Annotated in this window: 11 protein-coding genes and 2 tRNA genes; 2 read left to right on the top strand and 11 right to left on the bottom strand. The window is 41.3% G+C overall.

Features of this window, described 5'->3' with window-relative positions; translation table 11 throughout:
• Nucleotides 1-66: 66 nt before the first annotated feature.
• From HC175_RS13395 to porV, 4 genes are all read right to left on the bottom strand, one after another.
• Nucleotides 67-1,722, bottom strand: coding sequence for a pyruvate dehydrogenase complex dihydrolipoamide acetyltransferase (locus HC175_RS13395; protein WP_168139013.1), 1,656 nt, complete (start codon nt 1,720-1,722; stop codon nt 67-69).
• A 6-nt stretch (nt 1,723-1,728) separates the two neighbouring features.
• A complete protein-coding gene (gene pdhA / locus HC175_RS13390; protein WP_168139012.1) occupies nt 1,729-2,727 on the bottom strand; it encodes a pyruvate dehydrogenase (acetyl-transferring) E1 component subunit alpha in 999 nt (332 codons plus the stop codon).
• Nucleotides 2,728-2,834: 107 nt separating this feature from the next.
• Nucleotides 2,835-3,317: a cytidine deaminase gene (cdd, locus tag HC175_RS13385; protein ID WP_168139011.1), complete on the bottom strand. Its 483-nt coding sequence runs from the start codon at nt 3,315-3,317 to the stop codon at nt 2,835-2,837.
• 121 nt (nt 3,318-3,438) lie between these two features.
• Nucleotides 3,439-4,596, bottom strand: a complete 1,158-nt coding sequence (gene porV, locus HC175_RS13380; RefSeq protein ID WP_168139010.1) for a type IX secretion system outer membrane channel protein PorV — start codon at nt 4,594-4,596, stop codon at nt 3,439-3,441.
• A gap of 422 nt (nt 4,597-5,018) precedes the next feature.
• On the opposite strand from porV, the gene gldJ reads away from it, so the two are divergent.
• Together gldJ and HC175_RS13370 are read left to right on the top strand one after the other, a co-directional pair.
• Nucleotides 5,019-6,680 (top strand): gliding motility lipoprotein GldJ, encoded by a 1,662-nt coding sequence (gene gldJ, locus HC175_RS13375; RefSeq protein ID WP_168139009.1) that lies wholly within the window; start codon nt 5,019-5,021, stop codon nt 6,678-6,680.
• A 62-nt stretch (nt 6,681-6,742) separates the two neighbouring features.
• Complete coding sequence (locus HC175_RS13370; protein ID WP_168139008.1) at nt 6,743-8,023, top strand: UDP-N-acetylmuramoyl-tripeptide--D-alanyl-D-alanine ligase; 1,281 nt, start codon at nt 6,743-6,745, stop codon at nt 8,021-8,023.
• 363 nt (nt 8,024-8,386) lie between these two features.
• Here HC175_RS13370 and HC175_RS13365 read toward each other — a convergent pair whose 3' ends face one another.
• The 7 genes from HC175_RS13365 to HC175_RS13335 all read right to left on the bottom strand — a co-directional run bounded on the left by HC175_RS13365 (nt 8,387) and on the right by HC175_RS13335 (nt 12,872).
• A complete protein-coding gene (locus HC175_RS13365) occupies nt 8,387-9,094 on the bottom strand; it encodes a hypothetical protein (protein WP_168139007.1) in 708 nt (235 codons plus the stop codon).
• 276 nt (nt 9,095-9,370) lie between these two features.
• A tRNA-Val gene (locus tag HC175_RS13360) sits at nt 9,371-9,445 on the bottom strand.
• A 46-nt stretch (nt 9,446-9,491) separates the two neighbouring features.
• Nucleotides 9,492-9,566, bottom strand: a tRNA-Val gene (locus HC175_RS13355).
• A 105-nt stretch (nt 9,567-9,671) separates the two neighbouring features.
• On the bottom strand, nt 9,672-10,889 hold the full coding sequence (locus tag HC175_RS13350; RefSeq protein WP_168139006.1) for a bifunctional folylpolyglutamate synthase/dihydrofolate synthase: 1,218 nt from the start codon (nt 10,887-10,889) through the stop codon (nt 9,672-9,674).
• 5 nt (nt 10,890-10,894) lie between these two features.
• The gene (locus HC175_RS13345; RefSeq protein ID WP_168139005.1) at nt 10,895-11,713 is read right to left on the bottom strand and encodes an energy transducer TonB; all 819 of its coding nucleotides are present in this window, start codon (nt 11,711-11,713) and stop codon (nt 10,895-10,897) included.
• A gap of 63 nt (nt 11,714-11,776) precedes the next feature.
• Nucleotides 11,777-12,169: an ExbD/TolR family protein gene (locus HC175_RS13340; protein ID WP_168139004.1), complete on the bottom strand. Its 393-nt coding sequence runs from the start codon at nt 12,167-12,169 to the stop codon at nt 11,777-11,779.
• 1 nt (nt 12,170) lies between these two features.
• The gene (locus tag HC175_RS13335) at nt 12,171-12,872 is read right to left on the bottom strand and encodes a MotA/TolQ/ExbB proton channel family protein (RefSeq protein ID WP_168139003.1); all 702 of its coding nucleotides are present in this window, start codon (nt 12,870-12,872) and stop codon (nt 12,171-12,173) included.
• Nucleotides 12,873-13,075: the final 203 nt, after the last annotated feature.

The raw sequence follows: 13,075 nt of genomic DNA, 5'->3' as shown, positions 1-13,075 counted from the left end.
CATGTGGCTAAAGATAAAAAAATCCCGCGAGAAGCGGGATTTTTCCTAATATGCTTAAACCGGTTCTTATGCGAGCATAGTTACCGGATTTTCGATATAAGTTTTCAAGGTTTGCAGGAACTGTGCGCCGGTTGCCCCATCTACAGTTCTATGGTCACAGGCGAGAGTAAGTTTCATAGTATTCCCAACTACGATCTGCCCATTTCTTACTACTGGCTTTTCAACAATCGCTCCTACTGAAAGAATAGCAGAATTCGGCTGATTAATGATGCTGGTAAATTCCGTGATCCCAAACATTCCAAGGTTAGAAACGGTAAAAGTACTGCCCTCCATTTCCTGCGGCTGAAGTTTCTTATTTCTTGCTTTACCTGCAAGCTCTTTCACCTGCCCGCCTATTTGGGTAAGCGACATTTGATCTGCAAATTTTAGAACAGGAACCACAAGCCCTTCATCTACTGCTACTGCAACGCCCATATGGATGTGTCTAGCAATCTTTGTTGTATCACCTGTCCATTGCGAATTCACTTTTGGGTGCTTTCTCAAGGCCATCGCCGAAGCTTTAATAACAAGATCATTAAAAGACACTTTTACATCTGGAATTTCATTGATCTGTTTTCTATTAGCCATTGCATTGGCCATGTCTACTTCAACAGTAAGATAATAATGAGGTGCACTGTATTTGGATTCTCCTAGTCTTTTTGCAATAGTCTTGCGCATTTGAGAATTCTTAATCTCCTCAAAGCTCTCTTCTCCTACAGGAGTGTAGGATTGTACTGGTGCTGAAGACGGAGCCTCTTGTGCAAGTTGTTGAGCAGCAGGTTTAGCCTCTGCAGTTTTTCCTGAAGGCTTATAATTCTCGATGTCTTTCTTAACAATACGATTATTTTCACCAGAACCTTTAACCTCAGCAAGGTTGATCCCAAGGTCATCGGCCATCTTTTTTGCAAGAGGGGAAGCAAAGATCCTTCCTCCGTCTGAAGCTGAACCTGATGCAGCCTCCGAAGCACTTGAGGATTCTTCAGTTTTCTCTTCTTTCTTTTCTTCAGATTTCTTAGGGGCTGCCGGCTTGGCCGTTCCACCTCCTTTAACTATTGACGAAACATCGGTACCTTTTGGGCCAATGATAGCAAGTACTGCATCTACAGGGGCAGTCTCTCCCTCCTGAATTCCTATGTGTAACAAAGTCCCGGAATAGAATGATTCAAATTCCATGGTAGCTTTGTCTGTTTCTATCTCTGCCAGAATTTCACCTTCTTCAACCTCATCCCCTTCTTTTTTGATCCAGGTGGCTACAGTTCCTTCTTCCATTGTATCACTAAGGCGAGGCATTCTCACCACCTCAACATCTTCAGGAATTTCACTTTCTTCGGAAGTATTCTCTGCTTCAGAAGGTGCTGTACTTTCTGCGGCTCCTTCTTTTTCAGAAGTTGACTTTTCCGAAGTTGTTTCACCGGCACCATCCAAAAGTGAGGAAATATCCTCCCCTTCTTCTCCAACAATGGCTAAAAGTGCATCTACCGGTGCGGTTTCTCCTTCTTCAATTCCTATATGCAACAAGGTTCCTTCATAGAAAGATTCGAATTCCATGGTAGCCTTGTCAGTCTCGATCTCGGCCAGGATATCTCCTTCTTCTATTTTGTCTCCCTTTTGCTTAAGCCACTTAGCTACCACCCCTTCTTCCATGGTGTCACTAAGCCGTGGCATTTTAATTACTTCAGCCATAATAAATTATAATTTATGGGGTAAAAACGGATAATCTTTTTGCTCATAAACCACATCATACATGGTCTGTACTTCAGGAAAATCAGAATCTTCAGCAAATTTTTCGCATTCTGCAACGAGATCTTTCACCCGCTTGTCCATCTCCTTGATCTCCTTATCTGTAGCGTATTTGTTCTTCTTAATGATATCCTTCACCTGCGTAATAGGATCAATTTTCTGATACTCGGCCACTTCTTCTTTGGTTCGATACTGTTGAGCATCACTCATAGAGTGACCTCTGTAACGATAGGTCTTAAGTTCCAGAAAGGTTGGGCCTTCTCCCTTACGGGCGCGCACAATGGCCTCATCAAGTGCTTCGGCAACCTTTTCGGGGTTCATCGCATCAACAGGACCACATGGCATGTCATAACCTAAACCAAGCTTCCATATCTCTGTGTTTTTAGAAGTACGAGCCACTGAAGTTCCCATTGCATAACCGTTGTTTTCAACACAGAAAACTACAGGTAAATTCCATTTTACAGCCATAGTAAAGGTCTCATGAAGAGAACCTTGTCTTGCTGCCCCATCTCCTAAAAAGGTTAGTGTTACCGCATCTCTTTTAAAATATTTGTCGGCAAAAGCCAAACCGGCACCAAGAGGGATCTGTCCTCCTACGATTCCATGCCCGCCGTAAAAACGGTGTTCTTTTGAGAAGATGTGCATTGAACCACCCATTCCCATAGATGTCCCCGTCTTCTTTCCATAAAGCTCGGCCATTACTTTTCTTGGGTCAACACCCATTCCAATTGGCTGAACGTGGTTTCGATAAGCGGTGATCATTTTATCCTTAGAAAGGTCCATTACATGTAAAGCTCCCGCAAGAATTGCTTCCTGCCCATTGTAAAGGTGTAAAAACCCTCTTACTTTTTGCTGGATATAGACCTGGGCAAGTTTATCTTCGAACTTGCGCCAAAACAGCATCTCCTCGTACCACTTAAGGTAAGTGGCTTTTGTAATTTTCTTCATTTAACTACTTATTTTTACGGCTAAGCAATGCTTGTGCCAAGCGAAACACAAAAATACTATTTTCATTATGATCTGAAAACAGTTTCTCTCTAAAAACCGCGAAAACGTTATAGATAGGAATTGTCGAAAATAAGAGGCAGAAGATCTGATATGGAATTAGCCTTAACTACCTTGCCTTTTTCTCCCATAAAATAGATCTCTATAGGTTCCTCCTGCTTCACTTCATACTCGGCAATTGCCTGCCTGCAGGACCCGCAGGGAGGTGTTGGAATTTCTACATGATGATTTTCAGACCGTGCACTAATTGCTATTTTCTCGATCTTTATCCCTGGATATTTTGCGCCCGCGTAGAAGATTGCAGTTCTTTCGGCGCAAAGTCCTGCCGGATAAGAAGCATTTTCCTGATTACTTCCGGTAATTACTTCGCCATTTTCAAGAAAAAGAGCAGCTCCAACTTTAAATTTCGAATATGGAGAGTATGATTTTTCCCGAGCCTCTATAGCTTGTGTCATTAGACTTTGAACATCTTGTGGCAATTCATTTTCTGAATCGTAGACCTCAAGATCGGCACTAATTGTTATTTTTTTCATTTAGGTTATTTCTCTAGATAAAAGCTCCCGCAACTTCGAAAAGCCCGGGAGTGAATATTTGCTGTTAACAGCCGTAAAGTTAATAATTTTACCAGAACAGGTTTACACTTTAAAATCTGGATTAGAATTCGTTATACTGTCCGCCAAAATTAAAGGTAAGTCCAAACCTCAAGGTGCCTTCAAGAGGACTTACAACCTGAGAGGTGGAAAATAAATAGGAAATATCAATATTTACGACCGTGTATTTAAATCCGGCACCAAAGGAGATGAATTCCCTGGAGCCTTTTTCGGGACTTTCATGAAAATATCCTGTTCTAAGCGCAAAAACATCATCATAAACATATTCCGCACCCAGAGCGTAAGTGACTTCTTTCACCTCCTCATTAAAACCGTTGGGCGCATCTCCAAAAGATTTAAAGATACCTTCAATAGCTCCAATGGAATTATATTCTTCATTATCCTCTGGCCCTATTTGTCCATCGCCGTCAAAATCCTGTGGTGTAGGAACAAGCAGTTTATTAAACTCCACGTAGGTTCCTATTCGGTTCTGAAGGTCTAAAATGAAATCAAACCCTGCACCTGCTTTTAGGTTAGTAGGAATAAAATTTTCCTGACCACCTTCATCATATTTTATTTTTGGACCAACATTAGAAATGGCAAGCCCTCCTCTCCATCTTCCGTCGAACTGAGTGAAGTCGATCAAGCCACTTTGGTAATAAGCAGTTACATCAACTCCAAAAGTACTTGCTGCCGTAGCATCTGCATCTACAGGAGCTAACTTCAAATCGGACCGAAGATACCTTCCAGCTACTGCCATAGAAAAGCGCTCACTTAATCTTAAGGAGTAAGAAAGATCTAATGTGAATTCATTAGGGCTTAAAATTAATGGCAGGTCATCTGGAGCTTCACGAGCTTCTATATTTCCAAGACTAAAGTATTTAAAGCTGGCACCAAAGGCACTTCTTTCACTTATCCTGTTAAAGTAGGTAATGTTTCCAAGAAATATGTCATTTACCAGTTCGCTGAGGTAAGGCGTATAAGTCACTCCGAATCCCTGTTGATTTTCTGCAAAAACATATTTGGCGGGATTCCACTGTTGAGAAAAGGCATCAACAGGTGTCGCTACTCCCTGGTCACCCATTCCTGCTGCACGGGCATCTGCAGCTATTAATAAAAAGGGGACAGCCGTCGTTATTACCCGATCCTGCTCCTCCTGGGCCTCAACTTGCCCTGAAAATAGTAAGATCGCCGATAACATTAAGAGTGATAATTTTTTCATAAGACTGGTAATAATTAACAAATATACCCGAAAAGTTTAAAAAATATTCAGTTTCTCGAATTTCTCCTTTTTCTTCTAACATAACGTATAGTTTAACAGAAGCTTATATCAAATCTCAGATTTTCATTTAAATTACCTAAATCCTGGGGCTCGAATTGATTTTGACATTCTTTATATTAAGGAAGAAGATGGACGGCATCACCTTTTAAAACAGATAGATTATATTGGAAAAACTATTACTTTTGCCGCAAACCAGGAAAAGAAAGTATTCTCTACCCCTTAAGAAATAAATTCTCATCACCTGCGTTATCATAAAGATTTACAGCAAACTACAGGTTCTTGTTTCTACTGAAATAAACTTGATAGTTTTGCGTTAATTACTATATTGCAAAGCCAAAATTGCTACAAAAGACATTGTGAATATGAGAAATAAGGTTGCTGTAAAAGCTCTTTTTACCATCGCTGTTAGCGTAGGTTTATTCAGCTGTAACAACTCAAGGGATTATAAAGACAATTCCCGCGCCACAGGATGGGATATAAATTCCAAAGAAGGCGGTTTCAACTATAACGCCGATTATGATGAGCAGGAGGCCGGTCCCGGACTGGTCTTTGTTGAAGGAGGCACATTTACTATGGGCCGCGTCCAGGATGATGTGATGCATGATTGGAATAATACTCCTACCCAGCAGCACGTACAGTCGTTTTACATGGATGAGACCGAGGTAACAAACCTTATGTATCTGGAATATCTGGATTATCTTAAAAGAGTATATCCTCCAAGCGAAGAAAGATATCGCAACATCTACAATGGTGCCTTACCAGATACTCTTGTATGGAGGAACAGACTGGGCTATAATGAAACCATGACCAATAATTACCTGCGCCACCCGGCATACGCTAATTACCCGGTAGTGGGAGTAAGCTGGATTCAGGCAGTAGAGTTTAGCAAGTGGAGAACCGACAGAGTAAATGAACTTAGGCTGGAAAAAGAAGGCTTTACATTGAAAGGCGCCAGGTTTGCTGCCGAACCGGGACAAGGTTTCAGTACCGAAACTTATTTGAATGCCCCAACACAGGCTTACGGAGGTAATGATAGTATTCTTCGCGGCGGAAACAAAGCTGATAGATTTATGACTGCCGACAGTACAAACTTATTCGTTCAGAGAAAGCACGGAGTCTTACTTCCCGAATATCGCCTTCCTACCGAAGCCGAATGGGAATATGCAGCATTAGCACTTGTAGGAATTAGAAATTATAACGTTTACCGTGGAAGAAAAAAATATCCATGGGATAGCCAGTACACCCGAAGTGGAGATGCAAGAAGCCGCGGCGATCAAATGGCTAACTTTAAACAAGGGGACGGAGATTACGGCGGAATTGCCGGATGGAGCGATGACGGAGCAGATATTACTGCAGAAGTCAAATCTTATGAACCAAATGATTTTGGCCTTTACGATATGGCCGGAAACGTAGCAGAATGGGTTGCTGACGTATATCGTCCTATCGTAGATGATGAATTCAACGACTTTAACTACTACCGCGGAAATGTCTACACCAAACACGCTATTACTGAAGATGGTTCTGTAAAGGTTTTAGGAGTAGATGAGATTGAATACGACACGCTAAGCAATGGTAGAATTGTAGCCAGAAATCTTCCGGGAGAAATAAAGACAGTACCAATTACTCCAGAAGACACTTATTTACGTTCAAATTTCAACGAAAGTGATAACCGTAACTTCAGGGATGGAGATCAAAGATCTACCAGATATTACAGTACTTTTGGAGATGAAGCTGAGGCAGATCCTACCAAACGTATGTATAATTCTCCTGTACACACAGCTACTGTAGATAGTCTTGGCGGTCAGAGCCTCCAATATGACCAGTCTACCGGACGTACCACCTTAGTAGATGACAATGTAAGAGTATATAAAGGAGGTTCCTGGAGAGACCGTGCCTACTGGTTGGATCCTGCTCAAAGAAGATTCTTCCCCCAGGATATGGCGACAGACTATATTGGCTTTAGAAATGCTATGTCAAGAGTTGGTTCAAAATCCCTCAAAAAGAACAAAACTGCAAAGGATTAATTCCCTAAACATAAATGTAAAGGCCCTAATTTTATTAGGGCTTTTTTTATATCAAAATTCTAATGGACATATCACATTTACATAACTTGTTTCTAGCAAGTTCGGGTATTAGCACCGACACCAGGAAAATCAAAGAGAACAGCATCTTCTTTGCTTTAAAAGGGGAGAAATTTAATGCCAACGATTTTGCGGAAGACGCACTTCAAAAAGGAGCCGCATTTGCGGTAGTAGACGAAACACGCAGAAATAAAAATGAAAAATTCATAAAAGTCGAGGACGCCTTAAAGGCACTGCAACAACTCGCTGCCTATCACAGAAGATATCTGGATATACCAATCCTTGCCCTTACCGGCAGCAATGGGAAGACCACCACCAAGGAATTGATCAATGCCGTACTCTCAAAAAAATTTAGAACCGTTGCCACCTCCGGCAATCTGAATAACCACATAGGAGTGCCTCTCACCCTCCTTTCCATGACCCGGGATACCGAAATGGGCATAGTTGAAATGGGCGCCAACCATCAACAGGAAATATCTTTCTTATGCGGTATTGCAGAACCCGACTATGGATATATTACAAACTTCGGAAAAGCTCACCTTGAAGGTTTCGGTAGTGTCGAAGGAGTGATCAAAGGAAAAAAAGAGTTGTACACGCATCTAAAAGAAAGAGAAAAGCTCCTCTTTTTAAACCTAAATGATCCTTTGCAGAAAATGGAGGAAAATTACATGCATACGTTCACCTTCGGGACCAATTGCGGTGCCGACGTCGAACTGGAGCTCTGCAGCCGCGATTCCTTTGCCGGAATTAAAGTAAACGGAAAAGAGATTACCGGAAATCTTACAGGGGCGTATAACAGCATTAATATGGCTGCAGCCTATACTATCGCTACGCGCTTTAAAGTACCCGAAGATCAAATCTCTAAGGCGCTGGAAGAATATTTACCGCGGAACAATAGGTCCCAGATCATCCTGAAAGACAACCGGAAGATCATCATGGACGCCTATAATGCCAACCCTTCGAGTATGGCGGCCGCCCTGGAGAATTTGAACAACATGGACCTGGCTCCAAAAATCGCCATTTTGGGAGATATGTTTGAATTGGGTCTTGTCGCCAGAGAAGAACATGAGCAGGTGATTAAAAATATCGAGGAATCGACCATCAGTAAAGCTTTTGTAATTGGAGCCAATTTTAGCACGACTGCTACTTCCTCAGAAAAGGTGAAGAAATTTGCCACTTTTGAAGAGTTTCAAAAGTGGTTTCAACCTTCAGAATTTAATGCAGGAATCATCCTCATTAAAGGCTCAAGAGGAATGGCGCTGGAGAGAGTTTTAGAATTAATATAATTCGAACCGGAGTACGTTAGCTTTTACAAAGAAAAACCCTTCACGGTCAACGACCTGCAGGGTTTTTCTATTTCCTAAAGTTCCTTTGAAGCCGAGACCGAAGGGACACTTCAGCCTTTGATGTGAAGCAACTAAACTCAAGAAATATTAGATCCGTCTCGTATATTCGTCAGGTGTGGTAGTGAAAAACGGATTTGTCCGATTTAGTATTTTAGTTCCTGATTTATATTAAATTTTCTTTTAGCTCCATAGTCACAATTGCAAATATGCGTTGTTAGCCACTGGCTTTTTGTCCACTGACATCCTATATTAAAATAAAAAAGGCTGAATTTACTATTCAGCCTTGATTTAAAAATAAAAATCTTATTCGAAAACTGCCTCAGTTTCAACATCTAAACGGTCAGCAACTATGTCAAATATAGCCGAATTGCTTGTTTCGCTTATAACAATAACACCATCGGTTAAATTTGCATTATCTAATTGATTAGCACTGACTGTACTAAACCAACTTAATGCATCAAAAGTTACTTTTCCAATAAGATCTGCACCAGGCTCAATTTCCACACTTGAGGCATTTGCCTCAAATACTTCGCCGCTATTGAATTCAAAACGAATAGGTAATATGTCCTCGCTTGAATTCGTATATGTTCCCTCAATCACTACTGTTGGCCTATCATTTTCATCTTGCAATTCTATGCCAAGGTTCACACCTGTGTAAGAACCAGCTGGAACTGTTATTTCTACTATTGGTGAAACAACCCCAGTTGCATAATTAATTGTTGCAATTTGTTCCTTTGTTCTTGAAACCGAATTTGATCCATTTTGTCCGTCAAAAACAATCTCCCTTATTACAATATAACCAGAATTAAACACAAGGTCATTAGTTTCCAAACTTGACTTATTGGCTGTCTTACTGGCTGTACTGGAACTAGTTGTTGTGGCCTTTAATCGAATTGTTGCATTTGTCGTAGGTGATTCAGCATCATCACTATTACTACAACTTATCGTGGTAATCAGAATTGCCAAAAATAGGGCAAAAGCAAATAGATTGTATTTCTTTAAAAAGCTCATTTCAATTGATTTAGGTTGATTTAATATAATAGGTAAGTATACAAAAATTTCATCATTAATTGTATTTCAGTTCATTTATGTAAAGCGCTGATTTGCAGATTATGGTTAACTTATTATAATAACTGATGTATATTTTACCGGTAAATTTCTGAGGATAATAACATGTTATTAATGATTTCTAAAAATATAACAGGCTTCATTCCGCCCCTTTTCCACCCCTGAAAATAGAAAAGCCTTATAAACTTAGTGTCTATAAGGCTTCTTATGTTTTACTTGTGGGTGATACTGGGTTCGAACCAGTGACCCCTACCTTGTCGAGGTAGTGCTCTGAACCAGCTGAGCTAATCACCCTTTCTTTAAATCAAAAAAGGCCTCCTAGAGGAAGCCTGAATTTCTGTGGGCAATGAGGGATTCGAACCCCCGACCCCCTCGGTGTAAACGAGGTGCTCTGAACCAACTGAGCTAATTGCCCTAATCTCTTTAAGAACGTCGCTTTCTTCAAGTGTATGTCTCTCTCTGAATGCGGATGCAAATATAGACCACAATTTCAATTACACAAAGAAAATTTTCAAAAAAATTAAATAATTTCTGCTACTGTAAAAGTACTTCCTCCCACATAGATCACATCCCTGTGGGAAGCATTAGAAAGAGCTGCAGCATAAGCAACAGAAACAGAAATAAATGCGGTTCCAAAAAGGCCTTTTTCAGCCGCCCTTTCTTGAAGGACCCCTGCATCGAGACCTCTGGGAACATTTGGTTTTGAAAAGTAATAATGTCCAAATTTGGGGAATAACGGTAAAACAGCCTCCAGATCTTTGTCGTTAACCATTCCAATAACCAGATGCAGCTTGTCATACTTCAACTCCTGCAACTGCTTCATGGCATATATTAAACCTTCTTTATTATGTGCAGTATCGCAAATTACTTTTGGCAGCTCATGTATAACTTCCCATCTTCCTCTTAGTCCGGTGTTAAAAATGACATTTTTGAGACCTCTTTCAGTTACGAAAGCGTCTATTTCCCAACCTTTGTGCCGAAGTATCTCCAGAGTCTGTAATACCGTACGAATATTTTTCTGCTGATAGCTGCCCTTTAAATCTGATCCATAAATCTTACCGCTGAATTCTTCCGCTACAAAAAGCGGAGCCTCCTTCTCTTGGGCGAGCCTCCTGAAAACGGGCATCGTCTCCTCCTGATATTCGCCAATGACCACTGGGATTTCAGGTTTTATAATACCTCCTTTTTCTGAAGCAATTTCAGCAAGAGTGTTTCCCAAGATGCTTACGTGGTCAAAACCTATGTTTGTGATCACCGAAACTTCAGGAGAGATAATATTTGTTGAATCCAACCTTCCGCCGAGGCCAACTTCAATAACAGCAATATCCACCTTCTCTTCAGCAAAGAATTGGAAAGCCATTCCTACGGTCATCTCGAAAAATGAAAGCTGCTCCTGCTCAAAAAAAGATCGGTTCGTATGAATAAAATTGGTTACTGCCTCTTCTGAGATCATCTCACCATTCAACCTTATGCGCTCTCTGAAATCCTTGAGATGGGGAGAGGTATAGAGCCCAACTTTGTATCCTGCTTCCTGAAGTACCGAAGCGAGCATGTGAGAAACGGAACCCTTCCCATTTGTCCCTGCAACATGAATGCTCCTGAAAAGCTCGTGTGGATGGTCAAGATGAGTAACTAACTTGTTTATATTGGAAAGATCAACTTTGTAAGCTTTGCTCCCTACCTGCTGGTACATGGGCAACTGCCGGAACATCCATTCCACAGTTTCTGAATAGGTCATTCGGATTATTCGGAAAGTTTAAAATTATAAATGATGGTTCCTACTTGTTTTGCAGGCGCATCGGAATCACTATTAAACCTTGTGGCCAACGCAGCTCTTTTAGCCGGATCTGTTAAGCAGGTAGCATTATTTGTTGTTCCCTTCACGCCGGGAATGGCTCGGGTCACTCTCCCGCTGCGATCTACCTCAATTTGTACTACGACAATTCCAGATTCATTACAATCCTGAACGAATTTCTCTTTATTGAGTGCTTTACGCCCTCCAAGACGATAATTTCCATCTCCGTCAAGCCCCATTCCGGTACCGTAGTAAGATTTTGCATTAGGATCGCCATCGGGGCTGCCCTTATCACCTGCGGCTTCGTCATTACCTTCTCCACCTCTTGCCTGTCCATCACTTACCGGACCATTAAGAATACTGCTCAATGCATCTGTTGTAGACTTTGATGGTTGCGGATTGGGCTTTTTTACAGGCTCCTCTTTCTTCTTTACCGGCTCCTCTACTTTTTGAACTACTTTCTGTTCTTTTTTCTTTTCTACAACCGGGGCTTCGTCAACTTCCTGGGTAACTACTTCTTCCTTGATATTCGTTTCTACAGGAGTAACAGGAGTGCTGGTTTGCTGCGGAGAAGATTTTACAGGCTCCAAGGGTTGTTCATTACCAGAACCAACATCGGAAGTTCCAAAGTTGATGGCAATTCCATTTTCTGGAGGAGGATCAAGATAAGTGAACCCAAAGAAAAGCAATAACAAGATCAGCAATACATGTAGTACTACTGTAATCGCCATAGATTTTCTTTCATGTTCTGTCTCGAGGTACTTCACGTTGATCTTGTTCTAGAATTCATTTAGCAAACATAGTTCCACAATTGAATGGAAAACCCAAAATTATTCAGGTTTGACTGCCAAAACGATCTTATATCGGTTTCTGTTTGCAATATCCATTACGCTCACTGCCTTTTCAATAGGCACCCCTTCTTCTGCACGAAGTATAATGGTGGGGTCTTCTACCCCCGCCAGAGCTTCTTTAAGCCGCGCTTCAAGGGCGCTGTTACTTACACGCTCCTTATCGATATAGACCTGTAAATCTTTAGTTATACTTACAGCCACGTTCTGCTTGGTAGTGGTCTTTCCCTTTGCTTTGGGAAGAATAAGATCAAGAGCTTCGGGAGTTATTGCTGGCGAAGTAAGCATGAAAAAGATCAACAACAGGAATACAATATCGGTCATGGAACTCATACTGAATTCGGGACTGATCTTATTTCTTCCTCGTAAGTTCATATTATGCAGGTTCGTTTAGAAGGTCAAGGAAATCTACTGCAGTTGCTTCCATTTGATGCACTACCTTATCTGTCTTCACCACCAGGTGGTTGTAACCAATGTAGGCAATAATCCCCACGATCAATCCGGCCACCGTAGTAGTCATTGCCGTATAGATACCTTCGGCTAATGCTCCCATTTCTGCCTGGCCGCTACTGGTCGCCAGTTCATGGAAGGCGATCACCATTCCAATTACCGTTCCCAGGAACCCGATCATAGGTGCAGCACCCGCTATGGTAGCCAGAACGCTTACGTTCTTTTCCAGTTTATAAACCTCGAGTCGGCCAGCATTTTCAATAGCTGTATTGATATCTTCCAACGGACTTCCAATTCTATCCAGACCTTTTGCCGTTAAGCGTGCAACAGGTGAATTCGCCTGAGCACAGCGAATGCGAGCAGATTCAATGTTGCCGTTCAAGACACTGTCCTTGATCTGGTGCATAAAATTACTGTCGGTTTCAGAAGCTGCTTTAATAGCAAACAATCTTTCGAAGTAAATGTAAATTGCAGCAAACAGTAAGATAAAGAGAATGAGAATAATTACCTGGCCTCCAACTCCCCCGCTTAGAAACAGATCAAATAATGAGAGGGTTTTCTCCTCTACAATTGGTTCTGCCTCCTGAGCCGCCTGGGCAAGACCGTCCTCCTGAAAAAAGTTTAGCATTGTATTTCTGGTTTTTTATGTAACGTGAGAATCGTATTTTAATTGTAAAGATAAGCAGCCTTTGATTTTTTGCAACTGTAACCAGTTATTTCTACCACTACAGCAGCCCGAAAGAATTTACCATCGCAATTCACCTCTGTAAGCGCACTCCAAAGGTGCAAAATATTACCTTAGGTGATAGACATTATTTCGGAACATCCTAA

The sequence above is a fragment of the Salinimicrobium oceani genome (assembly GCF_012037645.1).
Note: the sequence above shows the minus strand (reverse complement) of the source record. Positions and strands in the feature narration are given on the sequence as shown.